The sequence below is a fragment of the Pseudomonas sp. SLFW genome (assembly GCF_009905615.1).
GTDB classification, from domain to species: Bacteria; Pseudomonadota; Gammaproteobacteria; order Pseudomonadales; family Pseudomonadaceae; genus Aquipseudomonas; species Aquipseudomonas bambusae.
The window spans coordinates 30,454-55,053 of the sequence record NZ_JAAAKW010000014.1 but is presented as its reverse complement, the minus strand read 5'-3'; the positions used below and the strand labels follow the sequence as shown (position 1 = coordinate 55,053).

Here is a 24,600-nt window from a genome sequence, read left to right as displayed (position 1 = left end):
TGCCCGTCACGCTTTGGCGCCCCCCGTTCCCAGGCCGTTCTCAATCACCCCTGCCGCTGCGGCAGCACCGCCTGCAGCAGTTTGCCGAAATGATCGGCCGTGAACGCCACCGGCTCCGAGTCCTTGACCCCTACGGTTTTCTTCAACAGCCAGTCACGACGCAGCGGGTCCAGTTGCAGGCTGTATTTTTCTTGCCCGTGCAGGCTCACCCCCGCCAATGACACGCTGACCTGGCCCTTGGCACCCATGGCGTCCGGCACGAACGCCACCTCATGATTGCCCAGAAAAAAGCTCATGCGCCGGGTCATGAACGGTGAGTTCTCGTCCGGATAACCCTTGCCCTGAGCCAGGTGAGGTTCGTACTCGAAACGCGTCTGGTCAGCGTCGATCAAGGGCTTCAGCCAAGTGCCGACCTGCGCGTAAAGCGCTTCGATGCTGGCATTCCACTGCGCCAGATCGTCCTGAAAACGTTGCTGTTTCTGTTCTTCGTAGCGTTGATTGGCCGCCAGCAGATCGCTGAGGCGTTGAATCTCGTCCATAACGGCGATTCCCGGTTCACGCACCCGAGTATTCGGATGCGTGAAGGAAGGGTGGCACAGCCACGGCAGGGTGTCGCGTCAGATCGTCACACGATCAGGATTTAGGCGGGATGACTTCCAGTTGCGACAGGCGATGGCCCTTGACCAGCGCAGCGTCGATATCGGTCTTGGCAGTTTCGGCAGCGGCCTGGGAATCGAACGGGCCGATCATCACCACTTCCTTGCCTTCGACCTTGACCACGTACGACGGGTAATGGTGCTCGACCAGCCAGTAGGCCATGTCGCTCAAGGCTTCTTTCAAATGAACGCGAATGGTCCACCGCGATGAAGCCGGGGTCGGGGCTTCCGCGACCGAATCGGTGGCCGGAACCTTGGCGGGCGTCGCCGGTTTACCACCGTCGCACCCTGCCAGCATCAGCACCGCCACCATCATTGCCATCTTGCGCACGTCTGTCGCTCCTCGGTTGAAGTGGCGAGAGTCTATCACCGTGGACCTGACCGAGAAGCAGGGTTAAGGATCGATGAGTAGGGTGCGGGCACTGTGAATCAACGTTGGCGCGCCAAAGCTGCGACGTTCCGACGCGGGTCAAACGGGACGACGATCGCAGGCATCGCAAATAGATGGAACCGGTTCTGGAAGCCTCCGCCTAATGAACAGCTTGGGGAGGTTTCCACAAGCCCTGTGCCAATCCGGGCACATTCCGAGAGGTGGTTAACGTGGCTAAAGATGACAAGAAAAGCAAAGGCGAAGCGACGAAAGCCAGCAAGGACCTGAAGGATAAAAAAGCGACGCCGGCGAAAAAATCGGCCGCGGCTTCAGCGTTGTCCAAAGCTTCCGAAAAGAAAGACAAGAAGAAAGACGCTGAGCCGAAAAAATCGGCCAAGAAGGCTGACAGCAAGCCTGAAAAGGCCAAGAAGTCAGAGAAAGCCGACAAGCCCGCAAAAAAGAAAAAGTGATACCGGTCATTCGCTAGGGCTTCACGCCCTAGCTTCTCCGGCTGTGAATCGTCTCCGCACACTCCGCCAGCGATCAAGCACCGCGAAAGTTTTGATCAGGCGCCCTCGCCCAACTCGCGCATGACTGCGTACAGCGCCGATTTCGCTTCAAAGCCCACGCCCGGAATGTCTGGCAAACCGACGTAACTGTTTTCCACGCGAATGCCATCAGCAAAGCCCCCGAACGGCTGGAACACATCCGGGTAGGATTCATTGCCGCCAAGATGCAGGCCAGCGGCGATGTTCAGCGACATCTGGTGCCCACCGTGGGGCACGACGCGGCGAGAGGACCAGCCCAGCTCTTTCATGACGTCCAGCGTGCGCAGGTATTCCACGAGGCCGTAGGACAACGCGCAGTCGAATTGCAGGAAATCGCGATCCGGACGCATGCCACCGTGGCGCAGCAGGTTGCGGGCGTCTTGGTGGGAGAACAGGTTTTCGCCCGTCGCCATCGGCAGCTCGTAGTGGTTGGCCAGCTCGGCTTGCAGCGCGTAGTCCAGCGGATCGCCCACTTCTTCATACCAGAACAGGTTGTAGGGCTTGATCGCTTCGGCGTAGGCAATACCCGTCTTCAGGTCAAAACGGCCGTTGGCGTCCACGGCCAGGCGCTGGCCGTCGCCTACCACCTCCAGCACGGCTTCGATGCGGCGCAGGTCTTCTGCCAGCGGCACGGCGCCAATCTTCATTTTCACCACGTCATAGCCGCGATCCAGATAGCTCTGCATCTCTGCCTTGAGCTTGGTCTGGTCCTTGCCGGGGTAGTAATAGCCCCCCGCCGCGTACACCCACACTTTGTCGTCCGCCACGCCATCGCGATACCGGTCGGCCAGCAGGCGATACAAGGGTTTGCCCTCGATCTTCGCGACCGCGTCCCACACCGCCATGTCAATCGTTCCCACCGCTACCGAGCGCTCGCCGTGGCCGCCCGGTTTTTCGTTGGTCATCAGGGTTTTCCAGATGGCGAACGGGTCGAGGTTGTCATGTTCCTGATCGATCAGCGATTCCGGGTCGGCTTCCAGCACACGGGCCAGGAAACGGTCGCGCATCAGGGCACCCTGTCCATAACGGCCGTTGGAGTTGAAGCCGTAACCAATCACTGGCTTGCCATCGCGAATGACGTCGGTGATCACCGCCACCACCGAACAGGTCATTTTGGAAAAATCGATGTAGGCATTGGCAATCGGCGAAGCAATGGAAACCGTCTTTTCGCGAATATTGACGATACGCATGAAGTCACTCCTATTGTTTTCAGTGAGAGGTGCAGCGCGTGTTGGGCCTCACTCTAGGGCTGGACCTTTCGCGACGGCCAATGCTAAAAACGCGGCACTCAATGCGCGGACGGCATCACGATGGAACTGGTTTGGCTGGAAGACTTCAATGCGCTGGCCCAAAGCGGCAACTTCTCCCGCGCTGCCGAATTGCGCCACGTGACGCAACCCGCCTTCAGCCGCAGGATTCGGGCGTTGGAGACGTGGGTCGGGGTGGATCTGTTCGAACGCACCACCCAAGGCGCGACCCTGACCGACGCGGGCCAGCACGTGCTCGCCAACGCGCAGGAGATGACCCGGCGCGTGTATCAGATGCGCCAGGAAGCGCGGGAAGTCGCCGGAAAGCAGGCACGTTCGCTGCACTTCGCCGCGACCCACTCGCTCTCGTTCACGTTCTTTCCCGGCTGGGTCAGAGCGGCAGAACGTACCAGCCCTATCGAGGCCATTCGCCTGCACTCGGACAACATGCGGGCGTGTGAGCAGATGTTGTTGGGCGGCGAAGTGCAGTTTTTGCTGTGCCACCAGCACCCAGAGGTCCCGCCGCTGTTTCCGGCCGAGTCCTTTTATTCCAAAGTGGTGGGCAGCGATGTCCTGATTCCCCTCGCTGCGGGAGCTCTGGGACTTTCCCCCGAGCCCACATCGGGCGGCCCGCAGCCATTGTTGGGGTACACCGCCGAGTCCGGGCTGGGCCGAATCGTGTCCGCACGGTTGCGCAAAGAACCCCAGCCACCTCACTTGCAGACCGTGTTCAGCTCTCACCTGGCGGCGGTTTTGCTGTCAATGGCGCTGGAGGGAAAGGGTTTCGCATGGTTGCCCAGGACCCTCGCCGAGCCGGAAATGACCAACGGGAAATTGTGCCGGGCGCTGGACGAACACTGGGACATCCCGATGGAAATCCGCCTGTTCAGACCGAGCATGGCGTTGAGCGATTTCGCCGAAGATTTCTGGGCGAAGCTCTAGCCTCTGATCACCCCGCTCTCCCGCTGACCTGAATAGCCGTGGCGCAAACTCACTTCAGCCAGCACGAAGGCGGCGTGTCGCGCTACAATCGCCGGGTTCCAGACGACATAGGTCGTAACACCTCGCCTCCCCGTGCACCGGCGAACGTGCTTTGATTCACTTGTTTTTCCACACCGCACGACCACACCGAACGCCATGCTGGCATTGTGGTCAATGACTCACATGCCCCCGCTAGATACCGAATTAACGTGAATACGCCCATTTCCCCGACGACGGCGCCGATGACCAGCAGCCCGCCTTCGCAGCCCGATCCCGAGCAATGGATCATCTGCGAACACTGCGATTCGCTCTACCACGCCCAGCCGTTGAGCAAAGGGGAATCCGCGTATTGCTTGCGCTGTGCGGCGGTTCTCAACCGTGGCCACCGCATGACCATCGAACAGATGCTGGCGCTGAGCATTGCGGCGGGGATCATGTTCATCTTCGCCAACGTGTTTCCGGTCATCAGTATCAGCATGAAGGGCCTGTACAACCAGGTGACCCTCTGGGGTTCGGTCGAAGCGCTGGCTCAGGGGCAGATCACCTTGATCGCGATGGTGGCCGGGCTGGCGATCATTCTCGCCCCCGCCCTTCAAATCGCACTGCTGTTCTGGGTACTGGTGCACGCGCGACGCAACGAAATCGCCCCCGGCTTCAAGACCTGCATGCGCACGCTGGAACACTTGCGCCCCTGGAGCATGCTGGAAGTCTGTCTGCTGGGCATTCTGGTGGCGATCATCAAACTCGGCGGGATGCTTGACGTTCATCCCGGCGTCGGCCTTTGGGCCATGGCCATGCTCATGGTGCTGATCGTCCTGATCGCGGGCAAAGACATCCGCAGGCTGTGGGACGACTTGGGGGTCGAGCCTGAATGAACGGCATCCCCTACGCCCGCGAACGCCAGGTCACGCTCTGCCATGTCTGCTCTTACGTCTGCCCGGAAGACGCCGAGGTCTGCCCACGCTGCGATTCGGCGGTGCACCGGCGCAAACCCAACAGCCTGACGCGCACCTGGGCCTTTCTCATCGCGGGGCTGATTTTCTACATCCCGGCCAATACGCTGCCCGTGATGTTCACGACACTGCTGGGCAGTGCCAGTGAAAACACCATCATGAGCGGTGTCATCGAGTTCGCCGAGGGTGGCTCCTGGGACATCGCCATTCTGATTTTCATCGCCAGCGTGCTGGTGCCGTGCATCAAGTTTCTGGTGCTGGGCATGCTGTTGATCACCTGCCAGCGCCGCAGCCAATGGGCCATGCGTGAGCGTTCCCGGCTTTACCGTTTCATCGAGCTGATCGGCTACTGGTCGATGCTCGACGTGCTGGTGGTCGCCCTGGTGGCGGCACTGGTCCAGTTTCGTGGGCTCAGCACCATCGAGCCGCGACTGGGCATTCTGTTCTTTGGTTTGGTGGTGGTGATGACGATGCTGGCCGCCATGAGTTTCGATCCCCGGTTGATCTGGGACGCAGAGGTTGAAGATGTCTGATAACGCCCTCCCCCCGTCGGCCCCGGAGCCTGCACGACCGCAGGTCAAGGCCCGCAAAGCCCGTATTTCGCTGGTCTGGCTGGTGCCGATCGTCGCCGGTGTCATTGGCTTGTCGATGGTCATTCACGACTTTCTCAACGTCGGGCCGAAGGTCGTGGTCAGTTTTCTGACCGCCGAAGGCCTGGAAGCCAAGAAAACCCAGGTCAAGTACAAGAACGTGGTGATCGGCACGGTGACCGACATCGCCTTGAGCGACGACCGCACGCACATTCTGGCGACCATCGAACTCAATCAGTCGGCCACCCCGTTCACCCGCGCCGACTCACAATACTGGGTCGTACGCCCACGCATCGGGGCACATGGTGTGTCTGGCGTGGACACCCTGCTGTCCGGGGCTTTCATCGGCGCCGACGCGGGCAGTTCGGACAAGACCGAGAAGAATTTCATCGGCCTTGAAAACCCGCCACCGGTCACCTTCGGCGAGAAAGGCAAGCGCTTCATTTTGCACACCGACGACCTCGGCTCACTCGACATCGGCTCGCCGATCTACTTCCGGCGCATTCAAGTGGGCCAGGTGGTGGCTTATGAGCTGGCAAAAGACGGCAAGGGCGTGGACATCGAAATCTTCGTCAGCTCACCCAACGATCAGTATGTGCTCACGGATTCGCGCTTCTGGAACGCCAGCGGGGTGGACGTCAGCCTGGGCGCGGCAGGATTGAAAGTGTCGACGCAATCGCTCACCTCGATCATCTCCGGCGGCATCGCCTTCCGCGAACCGAAGTACAGCCCGGACGCCAAGCCCGCCAACGCCAACGCCGAATTCAAATTGTTCGAGGACCAGACCACTGCACTTGCGCCTCCCGACGGCGAGCCGAAATACATCCGCATGCGCTTCAATCAGTCGCTCAGAGGCTTGGTGGTCAACGCCCCGGTGGACTTTCTCGGCGTGAACATCGGGCGGGTGGTTTCGGTGGATCTGGACTATGACCCGGCGACGGGAACGTTCCCCGGCGTCGTCGGCGCCGTCATTTACCCGCAGCGGCTCGGCGCGGCCAATGACAAACTCAAGGAACAGGCCGGTGGTGGCGACGAAGAAGAACAGACGTCACGGATTCTGGGACGCTTCGTCGAACGCGGGCTGAGGGCGCAAGTGCGCACCGGCAACCTGCTGACCGGCCAGTTGTACGTGGCCATGGATTTTGATCCCAAAGCCCCAAGAATTGCCTATGACCCGAAAGCACGGCCGCTGGAAATCCCGACCGTGGGCGGCAGCTTCGACAAATTGCAGGAGCAACTTCAGGCCTTCGTCGACAAGCTGGGCAAGATCCCCATCGACGATCTGGCGAAAAACCTCAATGGCAGCCTGATCGAACTGCAAAAAACCATGAAAACCGTCAACGGGCAGGTGCTGCCGCAAATGACCGGCACTTTGCAACAGGCGCAGAAAACCCTCGGCAATGCCAACGACACGCTGTCGGACGACTCGCCTGCGCGGCAGCAACTGGGTCAGGCGCTGGATGAAGTGCAGCGCACCGCCCGCTCGGTTCGGGTGCTGACCGACTTCCTCAGTCGCCACCCCGAATCGCTGATTCGTGGCCGCTCCGGCGATGCCGCACCCGGTTCGTACAAAGGTTCGTCCTCTTCCCGTGAAATTGCTCCGGAGCCTGCCCAATGACTGTGCGTACTCACCTGCTGGCCGTCGTCTGCGCGCTGAGCCTTGGCGCCTGTTCGTCGACGCCGACGCATTACTACACCCTGATCGCCCCCGCTGCTCAGGGCTCAGCGGGTGTCACACCAGCCCCCTTTCAGTTCGAGATGCAGCCGGTGCTGATGGCCGTTCAGGTGGATCAGCCGCCGCTTGTCGTTCGTCAGGGCAACGGCAGCTTGGCCATTCTAGAAAACGAGCGTTGGGGCGCGCCGTTGGGAGATGAGTTTCACGACGCACTGACCGGGGAGCTGGAACGCCGCTTCGGTTCTCGCGATCTGGCCGGCTTGCCCAAACAGAGCGACCAGCCGGTTCTGACGGTCCGAACGGACGTGCGTCGCTTCGAGTCGGTGCTGGATCAATACGCCTTGATCGATGTCGTCTGGAACTTGAGCCTGCGTGCCGACGGCAGCAAACGCCAGACCCTCACCTGCAGCAGCGTGATTCGCCAGCCTGCCGGGACGGGTATGGAAAATCTGGTCATCGCCCATCAAAAAGCCGTGTCCAGCCTGGCCAATGCCATCGCCAAAACCGCAAATGAATGGGCTCGAAACACGACAGCCCGCTGCTCTTCCTGATCAAGCATACTGTTAAAGCGGCTTTCTGTCCGGGAGGCCGCTGGCGTCGCAGCGGCCCTTACTTTCGCTCGCAACTTATACAGAAAAGCAATTACGTACAGCTATTTATAAAAATAGCTCATACGTACGTTTCATAAAATATCTTTAACAACCGATTGGATCCCTTTCCACTTCAATCGGATGTTCTGTATTGTCATCACATCATTCATACACTTTCTACGAAACTTCGATGAAATGATTGAGCGCTTTGATTAATCATCCATTTTACTTCACGTGTGTTATGCGTACACCCGCTCGCTGCCGGGCCGACGAAGGCCACCTGCGGATGGACGCTGGAGGTTCATATGACAGGGATTGGTCCGCGACTTCGGCAAGAGCGCACCCGACTTAAACTTTCGCAAAGCGCTTTGGGGGCGATTGGGGGCGTTGAAACCAATGCACAAGGTAATTATGAAAGCGGCGCACGGTCGCCAAAGGCCGATTATTTATTGCGTATTTCAGGTGCTGGTATCGATATCAATTATGTACTGACGGGTTCACGCCTTCTTGAACTTGATAGCACCAAGCCATCTCCGTTTATGCCTGATCATGCACCTAACGAACATCTGGAAAAAGTGACCGAACAATTACACCGCAATCTTCACGGACTCATCGACGCGTTGTATCAGATGGCTTTATTGGTGGAAGTGCGCTCCAATGGCACTCAGGACAGTGCCGTCAAACAGGAACTGGAAGTCATCCGCACCGAGGCGCAAGAGTTGGCACAGGCGTCTGTCAGGCTGATTTTCGTCACCTCGAAACTGACGTGAGCCCTTGACCGCTCCGGTGTACACCGCCGCACTTCATAGCGCATGATTCACCGATTCGACGACGCCCCATGGACTTCGCTGTGACCCATACCGCCCCTGATCTGACCCGCTTGACCGCCAGCGCCGCTGCTCGGTTATTACAACGCCGGGAGTTGACCGCGCTCGCTTTACTGGACGCTTGCATTGAGAGGATCGAAGCGCGAGAGCCCGAACTTCAGGCTTGGCGCCACTATGATGCTGACGGCGCCCGAGCGCTGGCACGGCAGTTGGACGGTGGCCCGATCCGTGGCCCTTTGCATGGACTGCCATTGGGCGTGAAAGATCTGTTCGACACCCGTGATTTCCCGTCCGCCTACGGTTCTCCGATTTATCAGGCGCATCGACCCGCCCACGATGCGGCGGCTGTTGCGCTGTGCCGCGACGCGGGCGCCATCGTGCTGGGCAAAACCGTGACCACCGAGTTTGCAACCTTCACCCCGGGCCCCACCGGCAACCCCCACAACCCGGCGCACACACCGGGCGGGTCGTCCAGCGGATCGGCCGCGGCGGTTGGCGCACACATGGTGCCCCTTGCGCTGGGCACCCAAACGGCCGCTTCAGTGATCCGCCCAGCCGCCTATTGCGGCATCGTCGGTTTCAAACCGAGCTTCGGATTGATCCCCCGGGCCGGCATCAAGAGCCTCAGCGAGTCGCTCGACACCGTGGGCGGCTTCGGTCGTTGTGTCGAAGACGTGGCACTGCTCACGTCAGTCATGGCGAACGCCCCGCAATGGCGACAGTTGCCGACTGATCGTAAACCGCGCATCGGGGTGTGCCGCACCGCGTTCTGGGACAGGGCCAGCCCGGCGGCGCAAGCGGCGTTCCACGATGCGGTTCAGCGGCTGACGGCTCAAGGCGCCCACGTGGTGGACGTGACGTTGAGCGATGCGGTTGCGACGCTGGCCGACGTGCACGACGAAGTGATGTCCGCCGAGGCGTTCAAGGCACTGGCCGATGAGCGACTGAATCATCCGGACCTGCTAAGCGAACGGCTGCAGGCCATGCTGGAACGTGGCGGACAGATCAGTTTCGAACAAAGCCTTCAGCACCGGGCACACGTGGCCTCGGCCCGGCACCAGGTGGGGCGCGGCTTCGCGGACTACGACGTGCTGCTGACGCCCAGTGCCTGTGGCGAAGCGGAGTTGGGACTGGAGCGAACGGGCGATCCGCTGTTCTCACGCATCTGGAGCCTGCTGGGCTTGCCGAGCCTGAACCTGCCTGTCGGTTTCGGGCCTCAAGGGTTGCCGTTGGGTATTCAGGTGATCGGACCGGTGATGAGCGACACCGCGACGTTGGGGTTTGCTCACTGGATCGAGCGCAGCCTGGCAAGTTAGCCCTCAACTCGATGTTTGGCTCAACGTGTCGCCAGACGCTGTCACTGCAGAATGAACCCGGCCCCGGTGGGATCGGGGGGCCATAAAATCCTGGCCCGCCTAAAGACCCTTCGGGTTACCGCCGTTTCAACCGGTCAATGATCACCGCGAGCAGCAGGATGGTGCCGCGAATGACGTACTGGTAGAACGTGTCGATGTTTTTCAGGTTCATCGCGTTTTCGATGATCGCCAGAATCAGCACCCCGGCAATGACGTGGCGAATCATGCCGATGCCGCCGCTGAGGGACACGCCACCCAGCACGCACGCCGAAATGACCGTCAGTTCGAAGCCCTGTCCGATCATCGGCTGACCCGAGGTCATCCGCGACGCCAGCACCACCCCAGCCAGCGCGCCGATCAAGCCGTGCACCGCGAAGATAATGATCTTGGTGCGGTCAACGTGGACGCCCGCCAGCAACGCCGCTTCCTGATTGCCGCCGATGGCCAGCGAATTGCGGCCGTAGGTGGTGTAGTTGAGCAGCCAGCCGAAGAACACGAAACACACGATGGTGATCAGGATCGGCACCGGCACGCCGAACAACTGGCCGTTGCCGAACACGAAAAACGCCTCGTCCCCCACGCCCACGGCCTTGCCGTTGGAAAAAATGTAGGCCAGACCGCGCACGATCTGCATGGTCGCCAGCGTGGTAATCAGCGCGTTGATGCGCAGTTTGGCGATGACGATCCCGTTGATCAGCCCCACCAGCAAGCCCATCGCCAGCGCTGCCGACACGCCAAGAAACACGCTGTCGGTGTCGCGAATCACAATCCCGGCGATCACCCCGGAACAGGCCAGCACCGAACCGACCGACAAGTCGAAATGCCCCGACGCCAGGCAAAACAGCATGGTGCAGGCGGCGATGCCGACCGTGGAAATCGCCAGCCCCAGGCCGCGCATGTTGAGGGGCGACATGAAGTTGTCGATGAGCAAGGCACAGAGCACGAAAATGCCCAATGCCGCCAGGAGCATCGCCCAGTCATCGAAGAATCGGCGCAGGTTCATGCCCTGGCGGGGAGCCGTCATACGGCTGGTTTCGGTAGACATACGCACCTCGTTTTTATTTTTCACTTGGGTGACCCGGTTTCAGCCGCGGGTACGCGGCAGTGCCAATTGCAACAACCGTTGTTCATTGGCCTCGTCGCGAGACAATTCGCCGGTGATGGCGCCTTCGCTCATGACCAGAATGCGGTCGGAAATACCCATGACTTCCATCAAATCGCTGGACACCACGATTACTGCGATGCCGTCGGCCGCGAGGTTATGGATGATGTCGTAGATCTCGGATTTGGCGCCGATGTCGATGCCACGGGTGGGCTCGTCGAGCAGCAACACCTTCATCGGCATCGACAGCCAGCGGCCCAGAATGGCCTTCTGCTGATTGCCGCCCGACAGAAACAGCATCTGCTGTTCCGGCGAAGGCGTTTTGACGTTCATCGCGCGGATCTGCTGTTTGGCGTTGTCACGCTCCCAGCGGCCCTGAATTAGACATCCGAGGTGCACATGACGAGGCCGCGCACCGATGTTGATGTTCTCGGCCACGCTGGACAAAGGCACGATGCCCTCCTTCTTGCGGTCCTCGGGACACAACAGAATCCCGGCCGCAATCGCGTCTCGGGGCGACCGCAGATTCAGCGGTTTGCCGTCGAGTTGCAGGGTGCCCGTTTGGGTCCGCGTCAGCCCGGAAAGCAGGCGGAACAGCTCGGTGCGACCCGCGCCCACCAGACCGAAAAAGCCCAGCACTTCGCCTTTCTCCACTGCGAAGCTCACCGGCTCCTGAATGCCCGGCCCTTCCAGCCCGGTCACTCGCAGGCTCGGCCCCTGATGCTGGCGCGGGCGGTAGTTGTAGATGTCCTGAATGTCGCGCCCGACCATGCACGTCACCAACCGGTCATGGTCCAGATCGGCCATGTCCTCGAAGGTGCGCACGAAACGGCCGTCCTTGAATACCGTCACCGCGTCGCACACGCGGAAGATCTCTTCCATGCGGTGGGACACGTACAAAATTACCCGGCCCTCGTCCCGCAGCTTGACGATGATCGCCATCAAGCGATCGATTTCCCGCGCCGAGAGGCTACTGGTGGGTTCGTCGAAGGCGATGACGTGGGCGTTGCGCGACATGGCCTTGGCGATTTCCACCAACTGCCGTTGCCCCAGCGAGAGATCTCCGAGTCGGGTGTTCGGGTCGATTTCGTCCGCCAGGCCTTTGAGCAGTTCCCGCGCACGACGCACCATTGCCCGCCGGTTGACCATGCCCCAGCGATTAGGCATGTGGCCGAGCAGCAGGTTTTCCGCCACCGACATTTCCGGCACCAGGTGCAGTTCCTGGTGAATCACCGCGACACCCGCCGCGATGCTGTCGGCGGTGGATTTAAAGGCCAGGTGTTGATCGCCGATTTGCAGGTCGCCACTGTTGGGCTGATACGAACCGCCGAGGATTTTCAACAGCGTCGATTTACCCGCGCCGTTCTCCCCCATCAGCGCGTGAACGCTGCCGGGGCGGGCTTCAAAATTGATGTCCGACAGCGCCTTCACGCCGGGAAAGGTTTTGCCGATCCCGTTGAAGCGCAAACTGCCGCCGGATGGCTGTAGCTGAACCGATGCCTGTTGCATGTAACCCCTCCTCCCCGCTTCGCCCGATTGGGGTGAAGCGAGGCCTTGCAGATGTCAGCCTGACGCAGGGCGCCAAGCCGCTGATGGCTGCCGCGATTTACTTGTAGAGGCCGATTTTGGTCAGCACGTCCTTGAAGTTCTCGCGGGTGATCAGGGTCACGTCGTCCATGGCGGTGTATTTCGGCGGCTCCTTGCCGGTGGACACCCATTCATACATCTGCAGCGCGGTGTTGTAGCCTTCCTTGTCCGGGCTTGGCAGCATCGAACCGAAGAAGCCGCTTTCCTTTTTCTTCAGTTCATCGATGGCGTCAGTGCCGTTGATGCCGATGCCAATCACGTTGGCCGGAGCGAAACCCGCACCTGCGGTGGCGCGCACGCCGCCCAACACAGTGTTGTCGTTCATGCCGCCGACGATCAGGTTTTTCGCCCCGCTCGGCAGTTTTGGCAGGGCCGCGTTGGTGGCGTCCATGCTGCCCGGCACGTCGAGGGTTTTCTGCGGAGTGAAGAGGATGTGGTCTTCCGGCAGACCGGCTTTCTTCAACGCGTCGACCGAACCGTCGGTGCGCTTCTTGCCGGTGTCCAGTTCGTTATAGGTGTTGATGATCGCGTAGGTTTCTTTCCAGTCCCACTTGCGGTTCTGCGCTTCGGTGGCCATCGCCGCACCCTGTTTCTGGCCGACCTCAAAGGCCGCCATGCCGAGGTACGGCACGTCTTCCATGAACTTGCCTTTGGCGTCGACAAAACGATCGTCCACGGCCATGACCTTCAGGTCGTTGGCCTTGGCCTTGGCAACGATGGCCGGGCCGAGGGACACGTCAGGCGGGCAAATGACAAAGCCCTTGGCGCCGTTGGCGGCCAGGTTGTCGATGGCAGAGAGGGTTTTTTCGCCGTCCGGTACGGCGATCTTGATGACTTCGAAGCCGTGGTCCTTGCCCGCCTTTTCGGCGAACTGCCATTCGGTCTGGAACCAGGGCTCTTCGGCTTGCTTGACGAGGAAACCGATCTTGACCTTATCGGCGGCCATCGCACCGCTGCTCATTCCAACGATGGCAGTGGCAACAGCGGCACAGCACAGGGAACGAATCCCGTGGCGACTCAACATAGCTAACTCCTTATTTTTATTGACTAGCTACAGCGTCCAGCAGTGAGTGTCGTGACAGCCTGAAGGAGAAATACGCGACAGGCCGAATCGACTGATTACAGTCTTATCATATTATCAATGGCGTCTATGTAACCGAGTGTCACACCTCTATAGCGTTCCCGTGACTCAACCCGCAAAACGGTTCGATGCCAGCCCCTTGATGCCGGTTTCGGCCTGCAATACGCTCCCGTCCAGCGCCAAGGCATCGCTGGAAGGACGAGCGCTGGTGACGAACAGCGTGGTCATCTCCGGGCCGCCAAACACGCAACTGGTGGGATGGCTCACGGGCAGGTCCACGATCCGGTCGACGCTACCGTCGGGCGCGAATCGAATGAGGCAATGGCCGCCCCATCGGGCGTTCCACACGTAGCCCTCGGCATCCATGGCCGAGCCATCCGGCACGCCGCGCTCATGTTCAGCGGCCCAGATGCGACGTTCGCCCAAGCGTCCATCCGCCTGAATCGGGTAGCGGTAAATGACGCCGTCAAGGCTGTCCGCCGTCAGCAGCGCAGTGCCTCTTTCGGCCCAGAGCATGGTGTTGACGATCCCCTGGCCGTCGAGCAACGGCGTGACGCGGGCGTTGGCATCGACGCGATAAATCCCGCCGGAACGCCGCTCCAGAGGCAGGTCACCGCCTTCGGCATCGAGGTTGTTCTGCATGCTGCCCAGCCACAGACGGCCCTGACTGTCGCAGCGTGCTTCATTCGCCCGATTGCCTTCGACGGGATCGGCCACACAGAGCAATCTCAGGGCGGGGTGTTCGGTAAGAGAATCGAGGTTCAAGCGGTACACGCCGCTGGCCAGAGTGACCAACGCGTCGCCTTTGACGGTCGGGATGAACGCAGAGACGGGCTCATTGAATTGCCAGTGACGCACCTGCCCTTGATGCAAGCGCAACGCCCGAAATCCGGCGATGTCCACCCAGTACAGGCTCTGCTGGGCGTCGTCCCAGAACGGCCCTTCGGCCAGTTTGAATCGCAGGTCGGAGACCGGCTGCCATTTCATACGCAATGTCCTGTTCTTGTTTTGGTGAGGAAGGCTCGGGGTGCCGTCCTGTGTCACGTCGCCCGCGAGCGGGAAATCACCTCGTTGGCGTTCTCAATCAAACTCATGCAAGCCCACACGCCGCGCGCCGGATCACGGGTCGCAATGGCGTCGGCCAAGTCCTTGTGCAACGGCAGCGTCCGACCCAATTCACCCGGCACCGCCGACGACACTTCGAACGAAATCGCCAGTAAGGCGCCCAACGCTGGCAGCATCTGTTCGATGAACTGGTTGTGACTGGCCGCCAGCACTGCTTCGTGAAAACGCTGGTCGGCGTGGTTGTAATTGCCCTTGTCCGCCACGCTGGCCGCCAGTTGCTGATACGCCGCCTGGATCTCCGCGATCTGTGCGGGCGTGGCCCGTTCACAGGCCCAACGCACTGCCATCGGCTCGATGGCCCGACGCAAATCCAGCAGGTCCAGCACGAAGCTTTCAGGCAAACCCTTGGCCGCTAGCCAACCGACCACCTGGGGGTCAAACAGGTTCCAGCTGCGCACCGGCAACACCCGCGTGCCGACCTTAGGCCCGACTTCCAGCATGCCCTTGGCCACCAGCGTTTTGATGGCCTCGCGGATCACCGTTCGACTGACGCCAAACTCCTCGCCCAACGCCGCTTCGACCTTCAACGACTGCCCCGGCGCCACACTGCCCTGAGCAATCCAGGCCCCCAGGCGGTCCACTGTTGACGCGTGAAAACTGTTGCTCATCCATCCGCCCCTTCTTGCGGTGCTTTCCGCAAATCGAGGCTAATCATCATACGATTGACTGTCAAACGGCTGTACAAGAGCAAAAAGCTGGGCTAAACCTGTTCAGCGTCAGGCCTGAGCCTGTCTCTCGGTAAATAGTATTACAATTAATTTTAAAATCGAGCGTTTTAATCCAATAAAACCCAAGACAAGGTCACCACAGACAAAGTAGTCATACCAATTATCGTTTCAGGCTTCAATTGATCGGCGTGTCAACCTGCTTGCCGCTTGCCACACGCCGCTCGAAGCTCGCAACTTTCCCCCGCTTCTAAAACAAAAAAGGAATGACGCAATGAGGAAGACGCTTATCCCTGCTATCGGACTGACCCTGCTGGTCTCTGCCCTTCAAGCCCACGCAGGCGCCGGGCTCACAGCCGAACACGGCGCATTCGGCAAACTGCCAGACGGCACCTCCGTCGAAAAATACGTGCTGCGCAACAGCCTTGGCATGCAGGCCACTGTGCTGACCTACGGCGGCACGCTGCAATCGCTGCTGATTCCGGACAAACACGGCAAGACCGAAGACGTGGTCCTCGGTTTCGACGACATCGACGGCTACCTCAACGGGACGGCGTATTTCGGCGCCACCATCGGCCGCTTCGGCAACCGCCTGGCCGACGGCAAATTCAACCTCGATGGGAAAAGCTACCAGGTCCCGCAGAACGACAAGACCAATGCCCTGCACGGGGGAACGAAAGGGTTCGACAAGCAAATCTGGAAAGCCGAGCAGATCAAGGACAAGGGCTGGGTGGGCGTCAAGCTGACCTACGTTTCGGCTGACGGCGAGATGGGCTTTCCGGGGACGTTGAAAACCGAAGTGACCTACAGCCTCAACGAAAAGAACGAACTGCGCATTCAGTACCACGCCACCACCGACAAACCGACGGTGCTGAACCTGACCAACCACAGCTACTTCAACCTTGCAGGTGCGGGCAATGGCGACGTGCTTGATCAGGTCGCCATTGTTCATGCCAGTCATTACACACCGGTCACTGAAAAGCTGATCCCGACGGGCGAACTGCCCACCGTGACCGGCACCCCGCTGGACTTCCTCAAGCCGGTCGCTTTTGGCAAGCGCATTCGTGAGGACAACCAGCAACTGAAATTCGCCGAACCGACTCAAGGCGGCTACGACCACAACTGGGTGCTGGATAACAAAGGCAAGTTGTCGAATCTGGCGGCCGACGTGGTTGATCCGAAATCGGGCCGCCGTCTGCAGTTGTTCACCACCGAACCGGGCGTGCAGCTCTACACCGGCAACTTCCTCGACGGCACGGTCAAAGGCAAGGCTGGCAAAATTTACCCGCACTGGGGCGCTTTCACCCTCGAAACCCAACACTTCCCGGACTCTCCGAACCAACCGAACTTCCCGTCCACACGGCTCGATCCCGGCAAGGCGTACACCCAGACGACGGTGTTCAGGTTTTCCAGCAAATAGCCCTCACGTCAGACACTGCATGACCTGAGGTTTGGTCCAAATCCTGTGGGAGACGCCGGAGGTTACGACGGCAGCGATTGTGGTGGGTCAGACACGCGTCTGCAAGCTGACCCACCGCCTCGCTGCCGTTGTCCCTCCGGCATCTCCCACAGCGACCTTGGCGGTGCCAGGATCTGCGACCGGCACATTCGCGGCGCCGACGCTGAAATGTCCTTCGACCCATCCATTCGTCCACATCTGCAAGCTCCGAATCACCCTTCTGTACCACGCGTAACCGTTTGGTAACGAAAGGAATAATCCGACTGAATTTTCCCGAAAGATCTGACTCAACGAGATGTGAGCGACTGATAGGGAGGTTTGCAAGCGTGGCACAGTACAAGCATTTCAGAATCGATTACCTGCTGCATGGCAAGTACAAAAGCTTCTACATCAGCGCCGAAGCCATGGACAACGCATCCGCCTGGCATTGGGCGTCGGTGGACGCGGGATTCGGGCAAATACCCAAATACCGTTCGGACAAGGTGCCGAAAGTCAGCAAGCCCAAGGCTGAACAACTCGGGTTGACTGACGTGGAATGGGCGGAATCCTGATTCGCACCCCATTCGCTGAAAATCGGTGCCGCCGGCCTTCGGGTTTCGGCGGTTTTTTTTGAAGGGTCCGCCCATGCCTATGTTGACCCGGCAACAGCGAATCAACAGCTTGCTGCTCATGATGCAGCCCTTGACCCGGAATCCCTTTCCGCCCCAATCACCCTGCCTCGCCAAAGCGCTGAACCGGCCAATTCTGCCGGGCGACGATGGCACCCCGTGATGGCACAGCCCCTGCAATCCTCAGTCCACGTTCAGGACGATCCTGAATGCCTCCCCTTTCAACGTCGACACCACCTCACCTGATCGACGTCATCGAGACACCGTAATGACCCTGTCCCGTTTCCTGCGTCGCAGCCTCGCATCCCTGGCCTTGCTGACCCCGCTCGCCCACGCCGCCACGCCCGTCACTCTGGTCGTAGGCGATCAGAATTATTACAACGTCCGCGCTTCGGTGGAGGCTTCCGGCGTCCTCAAGGACGCGCCTTACACCGTGGAATGGAAACATTTCCAGTCCGCCGCCCCGGTGGCTGAAGGCCTGGAGGCGGGCGGCCTCGATTTGGGTTTCCTCGGCGACTCAGGCTTCATTTTCCTCGCCGCGAAAGGCGCTCCAGTCAAGCTGATCGGCGTGTCCCGGCAGAACCCCGACACCATTGCCCTGCTGGTGCCCAAGGACTCTCCGGCAAAAACCATTCAGGACCTGAAAGGCAAGAAGGTCGCTTACTGGCCCGGTGCCTGGAGCCAGCAACTGACATTGCGTGCGCTGGAAAAAGCCGGACTGCCCAAAGACTACGTGGAGTTCGTCAAACTGATGCCGATTGACGCCGCCGCAGCCTTGCCCCAAGGCAGCATCGATGCGTTCCCGGTGTGGGAACCGTACATCTCGCAGCAACAGGTATTTTCCGGTGCGCGTCCCATCATCACGGCACGTGGCCTGATGCCGGGGCTGTCGAGCATCGCGGCAAATGCCAACGCCATCGAACCGAAACGCGCCGCGATCAGCGACTTCCTCGGTCGATTGCAGAAAGCCCGGGCATGGGTGCAGGCCAACAAGGAGGCCTACGCGGACCTGTGGGCGAAGAAAGCCAATCTGGATCAGGCGGTGTCACGCCACTGGATCGGCCAGGCTGACATGAGCGTCGGACCGGTGGACGATGGCGCGGCGAAAGACTATCAAGGCACCGCTGATTTCCTCGTGCAAACCGGCGCACTGCCCAAGCCGTTCGAGACACGTAGCGTAATCGACACGTCGTTTAGCGCCGCCTTTCACTGAGGCGTGACCTGACCATTGGCGCACTGCATCAGTGCCATTGAAAGAACTGATCATTAAACGACCATTGCGAGTAAGCCCTTGCCTTTAAGGGCTTACAGCCAGTTATCCACAGAGATATTCACGCTTTCCGTGGACAACTTTTTGAACGAAATGCCGTTGACTTTCAGGGGCTTCCGAGCGTAGCTCCTCGTTCAAACGGGGTGCCAACCGTGTCCCGGGCACTGCTTTTTGTTACAGCAAAAAAATCTGTTTTTTGTGCGACGGATTTCCTCACCCACGCCGTTTAACCCTTCAACTGCACCCGCATCGGGTACAGGTTTGAAGGAGTTGTCATGAGAGCAGCACGATCTCTGGCGAAATTACGCTATGCCTTGATCCTCCCGGTCGCCCTCGCCGCCTTGGCCAGCACTCCGACCTACGCCCGTGAAGAAATCATCATTCGTCAGGCGCCCCCGCCCGTGCGCATGGAGCCCGTTCCCGTGGCCCGGCCTGGGTATGCGTGGGATCAGGGCCACTGGCGCTGGCAGGGACGCGGCTACGTCTGGGTGCCGGGGCACTGGCAACCGATGCGTCATAACGGACGCTGGCAGCCGGGACACTGGGAAGCCCGCGGCCCGAACTGGTATTGGATAGAAGGTCGCTGGCTGCGCTGAACCACTGACGGGGCTGTGGTCTGAGATGACAGGCTATTTCAGGCCCTCCCCGTCGCTCCCGCTTGGGATTGGCAGCCCCACGACCTGTCGAGACACGCCGTATTGAAAGACACTGATCCGGACATCGAGCTGTTGACCCGCATCGGCAACAACGAACCGGAAGCCGTCAATGAGATGGTGTCGCGCAAGCTCCCGCGCCTGCTGGCACTCGCCAGCCGTTTACTGGGCGATGCTGACGAAGCCCGCGACGTGACGCAGGAAAGCTTCATCAAGCTCTGGAAAGCGGCCGCCAGTTGGCGCAGCGGACAGGCGCGGTTCGACACCTGGCTGCACCGCGTCACGCTGAACCTGTGCTACGACCGGCTACGGCGCCGCAAGGAACAGCCGCTGGACGATGACAGGCTGTTGCAGGAAATGACCGATCCTTCGCCCGGCGCTGCCGAACAGGTGGAGACCGACGCGCAGAGCGCCTTGATGAGCGCAGCGCTTGCCGCCTTGCCGGACCGCCAGCGCGAGGCCATCGTGTTGCAGTATTACCAGGAGCTGTCGAACATCGAAGCGGCGGCGCTCATGGACATCAGCGTTGAAGCACTCGAAAGCCTGCTGTCCCGAGCGAGGCGCAACCTGCGCCGTTATTTGACCGAGGCTGAGGGTGCCGATTCGCACACCGCCGTCAGCCCGGGTCTACCTCAAGGAGAGAAACGCCATGACGCCTGAACGCTTTGCTCATCTGGCCGAGGCCTACGGGGCAGACCTCAGACACTGGCCCGCCGATGAGCGTGACTCGGCGCGAGCGCTGATTGCCCACGGCGATGAGAGCGTGCAGGCCGCACTGGAACAGGCCGCATGGCTCGACCATCGCCTTGACCTTCACCTAGCTACGGTTCCGGACGCGGCATTGATGCACGACGTCATGGCTTCAGCCCGGCGAGTGGAGCGCCCCTCGTTTTGGCAGCGCTATGCCGACTGGCTGTCGAGCCTTGGGTTCGTGGGCGTCGGCCTAGCCGGTGTTGCGGCGGGCATGCTGGTGGCGTCCCTGAGCCTGCCGCTGTCCGGTTCGCAGGAGCTGCTGCCGAGTGTGTTCGATCAGGGCGACACGGCGCTGATGATCGGCATTGATACCGAAGAGAGCGAAGAATGAGCCAGTCCCCGCAACGCCTGAAAGGCCTGCTGATCGTGTCGCTGCTCGCCAATGTGTTTCTGGTGGGCGGCGTGGTGGGCGGTCTGTATCAATGGTCGCAGCACCCACGGCCAGCGCCCGCAGTGGTGCAACATGGCTTGCGTCAGGCGATCGCCCATCTGCCCCAGGAACGCCGCCATCAACTGCGTCAGATGCTGCGCGAGACCCGCGCCGACAATCAATCGCTGATCATGGCCAGCCGAGATGCCCACCGAGACGTCGTCCAGCGCCTGAAAGCGCCGTCCCTCGACCGCGATGCACTGGATGCGGACCTGGATCGTGCACGAACCGCCGACATCACGCTGCGCACCCGCGTGGATGCCACCCTCGCTGACTTCGCGGCGAGTTTGCCCGTCGAACAGCGGCAAGTGCTGGCGGACGCCATGTCGGCTCCCCGTCAAGGCAAAGCGGCCAATACAGCAAAAGACTGACAGACAGCGACGGAATTTCCTGCCAGCCGCGTTAAACCCTTGAACGCCTCGTCAATCAGTCGAAGGCACGCTGGATCAAGGATTTCACATGCTGCGTAAAACCAAAGCTGCCCTGTTGGTCCTGGCCGTGACGCTGTCACTCTCAGGCTGCGTCATCGAACGCCCTCACCCGCGTCGTCCGCCGCCACCCGTTGAAGTCGTACCCGTCATGCCCGCCCCCGGCGCGCAATGGGTCGGCGGACACTATCGCTGGGCCGGCAATCAATGGTTATGGGTGCCGGGTCACTGGCGCAGGTATTAAGCCTGATAGGGCTCAGGCCGGTGCGCCTTTGGCTTGCTGCTCCAGGTGCAGCTGGAGCTGAGGGTCGATGCTGAGCGCGGCGGCGAGCTCGTCAAGGTAATTGCGCTCGGCGTCTTGTTGATCGTCCACCAGTAGCACACTGGCCAGGTACATTTCAGCGGCCATTCCTGGCTCGCCATCAGCGGCCTGGGCGACTTCGGCAGCGTCCAATGGCTTGGCGACTTCTGCGTCCAGCCACTGTTGCAACTGCGGGTCGTCGGCGTGGCGGGCGATTTCCTTGCGGATCATGTCCTGCTCGTGCTCGTCGATAGTGCCGTCAGCCTTGGCGGCTGCGATCAGGGCACGCAGGATGGCATGGCTGTGATCCTCAGCTTCCGGCCCGGCCAATTGATCAACCGTGCGCGGTGCCTCCTGTGGCGCGGATGCCTGTTGCCGCTGCCAGGACTGGTAGGCCTGAAACGCCATCATGCCGAGAGACGCCAACATCGCGTAATTGTTCGAACCCGACCGCGTCTGTGCGCCACCGGCGGTTCTGCCCGCCAGCCCTCCGCCGCCGAGCAAGCCGCCCAGCAGACCGCCCAGCCCACCGCCAGCGCTCGCACCGCCTGAGCGGCCACCCAACAGACCGCCCAGTAATCCGCCCAGCCCGCCTTGCCCTGTTTCGTTGCCACGTTGCTGCGTCGCCGACCCCTGACTGGCGCGCAAGAGTTGTTCCAGCAAATCGCTGGTGTTCATGTGCAGTTCCTCATCCGAGACATGTCACGCCTGAATCCCAACCATAGCCCTCAGACGACGGGCCGGCATGACCGTCTGGCCGACACCGTCCTCAGAAAATATTTATGGACCGCCATTGCCTCAAAAGACGCGTGTTAGCATCGCCCCCTTCTCGACGCTTGAAGGAGCCAAGGCATGCAGGACACCCACACATTCGCCGCCTTTCTGTTCGACATGGACGGCACGCTCACCAATTCCATCGCCGCAGCGGAACGGGTCTGGACCCAATGGGCCGTGAGCAAAGGGCTGGATGTCGAGGAACTGCTGTCCACCATCCACGGCGTGCGTTGCGTCGACACCCTGCGTCGGCTGAACCTGCCGGGCGTGGACCCTGAACGCGAGGCCGAACGGCTCGCCCAGATGGAAACCGACGACGTTGAAGGCGTGGTGTCCATCGAGGGCGCCGCCCAATTCCTCGCGGCACTGCCGCCTGACCGCTGGGCCGTGGTGACGTCTGCGCCACGCCGACTGGCGGAGCGCAGGATTCAGGCCGCAGGATTGCCGCTGCCACACACCATGGTTGCGGCCGAAGACGTTGAGCGCGGCAAACCGGCGCCAGACTGCTTTCAACTGGCGGCGAAGAAACTGGGGGTGAAACCCGAGGATTGTCTGGTGTTTGAAGATGCGCCGGCCGGAATTGCCGCAGCAGAAGCCGCCGGAGCAAAGGTCATGGTGATCACCGCAACTCACAAGCATGTGATCGAGACGCCGCATCCGGGCCTGACCAGCTACGACGCCTACACCGTCTCCATCACCGATCAGGGATGGCTGACACTGAAGCCGCAATGACAGGCGCCCATTGCGGGCGCCCACCTTCATCCCGCATCAGGCCGCGTTCAAAACCCGCGCCAGCACCGACTTGACCGTGCCGATGCCGTTTTGCAGGGCCTGATCAATCTCGGCCATGGTGATCACGGAGGACGATTTGCCCGCTGCGGGGTTAACCACCAGCGCAAGGCAGGCGTAATTCAGCTCAAGCTCGCGCGCGAGCGCGGCCTCTGGCATGCCGGTCATCCCGACGATGTCACAGCCGTCGCGCTCCAGCCGCAGGATTTCAGCGGCGGTTTCCAGACGGGGACCCTGAGTGCAGCCGTAGACGCCGTAATCGCTGAACGGGCCACCTTCGGTTTTCAAAGCATCGATCAACCGTTCGCGCAGCGCCTGGCTGTACGGCTGGGTGAAATCGATGTGGGTGACCCGCTCCAGATCATCGGCAAAATAGGTGTGCTCGCGACCACTGGTGTAGTCCACCAGATCATGGGGCACGCAAAAATGTCCCGTGACCATGTCAGCGTTAATACCGCCCACCGCGTTGACCGCCAGAATCGCCTGCGCCCCGGCCTGCTTCAACGCCCACAGGTTGGCGCGGTAGTTGACCTTGTGCGGTGGCAGACGATGGGGATGGCCGTGGCGGGCAAGAAACATTACTTCTCGCCCGCCAAACTCGCCCAGCTGAACCTCGCCCGACGGCTCGCCATAGGGCGTGCTCATGGCCAGAGACTGACGAATCGTCAGGCCCTCCAGATGCGCCAGCCCTGTGCCGCCGATGATCGCGTAAACCGTCATGGCCAATCCTCAGTCGATCAGTTGAGCCGCACGCAACGCTGTCAGCGCCGCGAGCCAGCGTGGGTGTTGACGGTATTCGGTCGTGGCCAGGCCCTGACCGCGCATGCGGCCGATCCGGTCATGTGGCGTGATCTTCATCCGCTGGGCCGCGCTCAGTGCCAGCTCGGCGGCCGCCCGGTCGTTGCACACCAGCCCCATGTCACAGCCTGCGGTCAGTGCCGCTTCGATGCGGCTCGCGGCGTCGCCCACTACATGCGCACCTGCCATGGACAGGTCATCGCTGAAAATCACCCCGTCAAAGCCCAGCTCGCCGCGCAGAATGTCCTGCAACCAGCGGCGTGAAAAGCCAGCGGGCTGATTGTCGATTTGCGGGTAAATGACGTGGGCGGGCATCACGGCCGCCAGCTGTTTGCTCAGACGAGCGAACGGCACCAGGTCGCTGCCTCGCAGGGTCTCAAGACTGCGCTCGTCGGTGGGAATCGCGACGTGGGAGTCCGCTTCCGCCCAACCGTGCCCGGGGAAATGTTTGCCGGTCGCCGCCATGCCCGCGTCGTTCATGCCCTTGATGAAAGCGCCAGCCAACAGCGCTGCACGCTCCGGATCGCCTTCGAACGCCCGACTGCCCACCACCGCACTGCGCTGATAATCCAGGTCCAGCACCGGTGCGAAACTCAGGTCGAGTCCGACCGCCAGCACTTCGGTCGCCATCAGCCAGCCGCACTGCTCGGCCAGGAATTCGGCATTCGGGTTGTCAGCAATCGCCCGCATCGCAGGCAAACGGACGAAACCCTGACGCAGACGTTGAACCCGCCCTCCTTCCTGATCGACTGCCAGCAGCAGGTCAGGACGAATCGCACGAATGGACGCGCTCAGCTCACGGACCTGCCGTGGACTTTCGATGTTGCGCGCGAAAATGATCAGGCCGCCCACTTCGGGCTGACGCAGAAACTGACGGTCTTCGGACGTCAGCCAGGTACCGGCGATATCCACCATCAGGGAGCCATGCAGGCCAGAATGCATAGAAAGATCCTTCAACAACCATTGCCCAATGGGGCATGGTGCG

28 protein-coding genes are annotated in these 24,600 nt (G+C 60.9%); 17 read left to right on the top strand and 11 right to left on the bottom strand.

From position 1 onward, the window contains the following. Positions 1-44: 44 nt before the first annotated feature. Entirely contained in the window at positions 45-539 is a 495-nt protein-coding gene (locus GVN17_RS21875) for a hypothetical protein (RefSeq protein WP_166597341.1), read from the bottom strand. A 94-nt stretch (positions 540-633) separates the two neighbouring features. Next, a complete protein-coding gene (locus GVN17_RS21870) occupies positions 634-987 on the bottom strand; it encodes a hypothetical protein (protein WP_166597340.1) in 354 nt (117 codons plus the stop codon). Between the two features lie 260 nt (positions 988-1,247). Between GVN17_RS21870 and GVN17_RS21865 the strand changes: the two genes are divergently transcribed. Next, positions 1,248-1,496 (top strand): hypothetical protein, encoded by a 249-nt coding sequence (locus GVN17_RS21865; protein ID WP_166597339.1) that lies wholly within the window; start codon positions 1,248-1,250, stop codon positions 1,494-1,496. A 95-nt stretch (positions 1,497-1,591) separates the two neighbouring features. Here GVN17_RS21865 and GVN17_RS21860 read toward each other — a convergent pair whose 3' ends face one another. Further along, positions 1,592-2,764, bottom strand: coding sequence for a mandelate racemase/muconate lactonizing enzyme family protein (locus GVN17_RS21860; protein ID WP_166597338.1), 1,173 nt, complete (start codon positions 2,762-2,764; stop codon positions 1,592-1,594). 120 nt (positions 2,765-2,884) lie between these two features. Between GVN17_RS21860 and GVN17_RS21855 the strand changes: the two genes are divergently transcribed. The 7 genes from GVN17_RS21855 (at position 2,885) to GVN17_RS21825 (ending at position 9,753) form a co-directional block, all read left to right on the top strand. Next, entirely contained in the window at positions 2,885-3,763 is an 879-nt protein-coding gene (locus GVN17_RS21855; protein WP_166597337.1) for a LysR family transcriptional regulator, read from the top strand. Positions 3,764-4,044: 281 nt separating this feature from the next. After that, positions 4,045-4,677, top strand: a complete 633-nt coding sequence (locus GVN17_RS21850; RefSeq protein ID WP_166597414.1) for a paraquat-inducible protein A — start codon at positions 4,045-4,047, stop codon at positions 4,675-4,677. After that, positions 4,674-5,288 carry a paraquat-inducible protein A gene (locus GVN17_RS21845; protein ID WP_166597336.1) on the top strand — a complete coding sequence of 205 codons (615 nt, stop codon included), beginning with the start codon at positions 4,674-4,676 and terminating at the stop codon, positions 5,286-5,288. The genes GVN17_RS21850 and GVN17_RS21845 overlap by 4 nt, the downstream gene beginning before the upstream one ends. Further along, positions 5,281-6,963, top strand: a complete 1,683-nt coding sequence (locus tag GVN17_RS21840; RefSeq protein WP_166597335.1) for an intermembrane transport protein PqiB — start codon at positions 5,281-5,283, stop codon at positions 6,961-6,963. Before GVN17_RS21845 ends, GVN17_RS21840 begins: the two co-directional genes overlap by 8 nt. Continuing rightward, positions 6,960-7,571: a membrane integrity-associated transporter subunit PqiC gene (locus GVN17_RS21835; RefSeq protein WP_166597334.1), complete on the top strand. Its 612-nt coding sequence runs from the start codon at positions 6,960-6,962 to the stop codon at positions 7,569-7,571. Before GVN17_RS21840 ends, GVN17_RS21835 begins: the two co-directional genes overlap by 4 nt. A gap of 344 nt (positions 7,572-7,915) precedes the next feature. Beyond that, complete coding sequence (locus tag GVN17_RS21830; protein ID WP_166597333.1) at positions 7,916-8,380, top strand: helix-turn-helix domain-containing protein; 465 nt, start codon at positions 7,916-7,918, stop codon at positions 8,378-8,380. Between the two features lie 68 nt (positions 8,381-8,448). Continuing rightward, a complete protein-coding gene (locus GVN17_RS21825) occupies positions 8,449-9,753 on the top strand; it encodes an amidase (protein ID WP_166597332.1) in 1,305 nt (434 codons plus the stop codon). A 115-nt stretch (positions 9,754-9,868) separates the two neighbouring features. On the opposite strand, the gene araH is transcribed toward GVN17_RS21825, so the two are convergent. The 5 genes from araH to GVN17_RS21800 form a co-directional block, all read right to left on the bottom strand. Further along, the gene (gene araH, locus GVN17_RS21820) at positions 9,869-10,837 is read right to left on the bottom strand and encodes an L-arabinose ABC transporter permease AraH (RefSeq protein WP_166597331.1); all 969 of its coding nucleotides are present in this window, start codon (positions 10,835-10,837) and stop codon (positions 9,869-9,871) included. Positions 10,838-10,876: 39 nt separating this feature from the next. Next, a complete protein-coding gene (gene araG / locus GVN17_RS21815; RefSeq protein WP_166597330.1) occupies positions 10,877-12,403 on the bottom strand; it encodes an L-arabinose ABC transporter ATP-binding protein AraG in 1,527 nt (508 codons plus the stop codon). A 97-nt stretch (positions 12,404-12,500) separates the two neighbouring features. After that, entirely contained in the window at positions 12,501-13,505 is a 1,005-nt protein-coding gene (locus GVN17_RS21810) for a substrate-binding domain-containing protein (RefSeq protein WP_166597329.1), read from the bottom strand. A 165-nt stretch (positions 13,506-13,670) separates the two neighbouring features. Continuing rightward, the gene (locus GVN17_RS21805; protein WP_166597328.1) at positions 13,671-14,549 is read right to left on the bottom strand and encodes an SMP-30/gluconolactonase/LRE family protein; all 879 of its coding nucleotides are present in this window, start codon (positions 14,547-14,549) and stop codon (positions 13,671-13,673) included. Positions 14,550-14,602: 53 nt separating this feature from the next. Then, positions 14,603-15,295, bottom strand: coding sequence for a FadR/GntR family transcriptional regulator (locus GVN17_RS21800; RefSeq protein WP_166597327.1), 693 nt, complete (start codon positions 15,293-15,295; stop codon positions 14,603-14,605). A 331-nt stretch (positions 15,296-15,626) separates the two neighbouring features. Between GVN17_RS21800 and GVN17_RS21795 the strand changes: the two genes are divergently transcribed. From GVN17_RS21795 to GVN17_RS21760, 8 genes are all read left to right on the top strand, one after another. Beyond that, positions 15,627-16,772: an aldose epimerase family protein gene (locus GVN17_RS21795; RefSeq protein ID WP_166597326.1), complete on the top strand. Its 1,146-nt coding sequence runs from the start codon at positions 15,627-15,629 to the stop codon at positions 16,770-16,772. A gap of 365 nt (positions 16,773-17,137) precedes the next feature. Continuing rightward, complete coding sequence (locus tag GVN17_RS21790) at positions 17,138-17,362, top strand: DUF6555 family protein (protein ID WP_062382299.1); 225 nt, start codon at positions 17,138-17,140, stop codon at positions 17,360-17,362. A 325-nt stretch (positions 17,363-17,687) separates the two neighbouring features. Continuing rightward, complete coding sequence (locus GVN17_RS21785) at positions 17,688-18,632, top strand: ABC transporter substrate-binding protein (protein ID WP_166597325.1); 945 nt, start codon at positions 17,688-17,690, stop codon at positions 18,630-18,632. 332 nt (positions 18,633-18,964) lie between these two features. Further along, complete coding sequence (locus GVN17_RS21780) at positions 18,965-19,285, top strand: YXWGXW repeat-containing protein (RefSeq protein ID WP_166597324.1); 321 nt, start codon at positions 18,965-18,967, stop codon at positions 19,283-19,285. Positions 19,286-19,387: 102 nt separating this feature from the next. Then, positions 19,388-20,002 (top strand): RNA polymerase sigma factor, encoded by a 615-nt coding sequence (locus GVN17_RS21775; protein WP_166597323.1) that lies wholly within the window; start codon positions 19,388-19,390, stop codon positions 20,000-20,002. Next, positions 19,992-20,426: a hypothetical protein gene (locus GVN17_RS21770; protein WP_166597322.1), complete on the top strand. Its 435-nt coding sequence runs from the start codon at positions 19,992-19,994 to the stop codon at positions 20,424-20,426. Before GVN17_RS21775 ends, GVN17_RS21770 begins: the two co-directional genes overlap by 11 nt. Then, positions 20,423-20,896 carry a periplasmic heavy metal sensor gene (locus GVN17_RS21765; RefSeq protein ID WP_166597321.1) on the top strand — a complete coding sequence of 158 codons (474 nt, stop codon included), beginning with the start codon at positions 20,423-20,425 and terminating at the stop codon, positions 20,894-20,896. Before GVN17_RS21770 ends, GVN17_RS21765 begins: the two co-directional genes overlap by 4 nt. Positions 20,897-20,984: 88 nt before the next feature. Then, positions 20,985-21,197 (top strand): YXWGXW repeat-containing protein, encoded by a 213-nt coding sequence (locus tag GVN17_RS21760; RefSeq protein WP_166597320.1) that lies wholly within the window; start codon positions 20,985-20,987, stop codon positions 21,195-21,197. Positions 21,198-21,209: 12 nt separating this feature from the next. Here GVN17_RS21760 and GVN17_RS21755 read toward each other — a convergent pair whose 3' ends face one another. Beyond that, positions 21,210-21,932, bottom strand: coding sequence for a tellurite resistance TerB family protein (locus GVN17_RS21755; RefSeq protein WP_166597319.1), 723 nt, complete (start codon positions 21,930-21,932; stop codon positions 21,210-21,212). A gap of 174 nt (positions 21,933-22,106) precedes the next feature. Here GVN17_RS21755 and GVN17_RS21750 point away from each other — a divergent pair, with 174 nt between their 5' ends. After that, positions 22,107-22,760 (top strand): HAD-IA family hydrolase, encoded by a 654-nt coding sequence (locus GVN17_RS21750; protein ID WP_166597318.1) that lies wholly within the window; start codon positions 22,107-22,109, stop codon positions 22,758-22,760. A 36-nt stretch (positions 22,761-22,796) separates the two neighbouring features. Here GVN17_RS21750 and GVN17_RS21745 read toward each other — a convergent pair whose 3' ends face one another. Then, positions 22,797-23,537: an S-methyl-5'-thioinosine phosphorylase gene (locus GVN17_RS21745; RefSeq protein WP_166597317.1), complete on the bottom strand. Its 741-nt coding sequence runs from the start codon at positions 23,535-23,537 to the stop codon at positions 22,797-22,799. 9 nt (positions 23,538-23,546) lie between these two features. Further along, positions 23,547-24,545, bottom strand: a complete 999-nt coding sequence (gene nagZ / locus GVN17_RS21740) for a beta-N-acetylhexosaminidase (RefSeq protein WP_178115756.1) — start codon at positions 24,543-24,545, stop codon at positions 23,547-23,549. Positions 24,546-24,600: the final 55 nt, after the last annotated feature.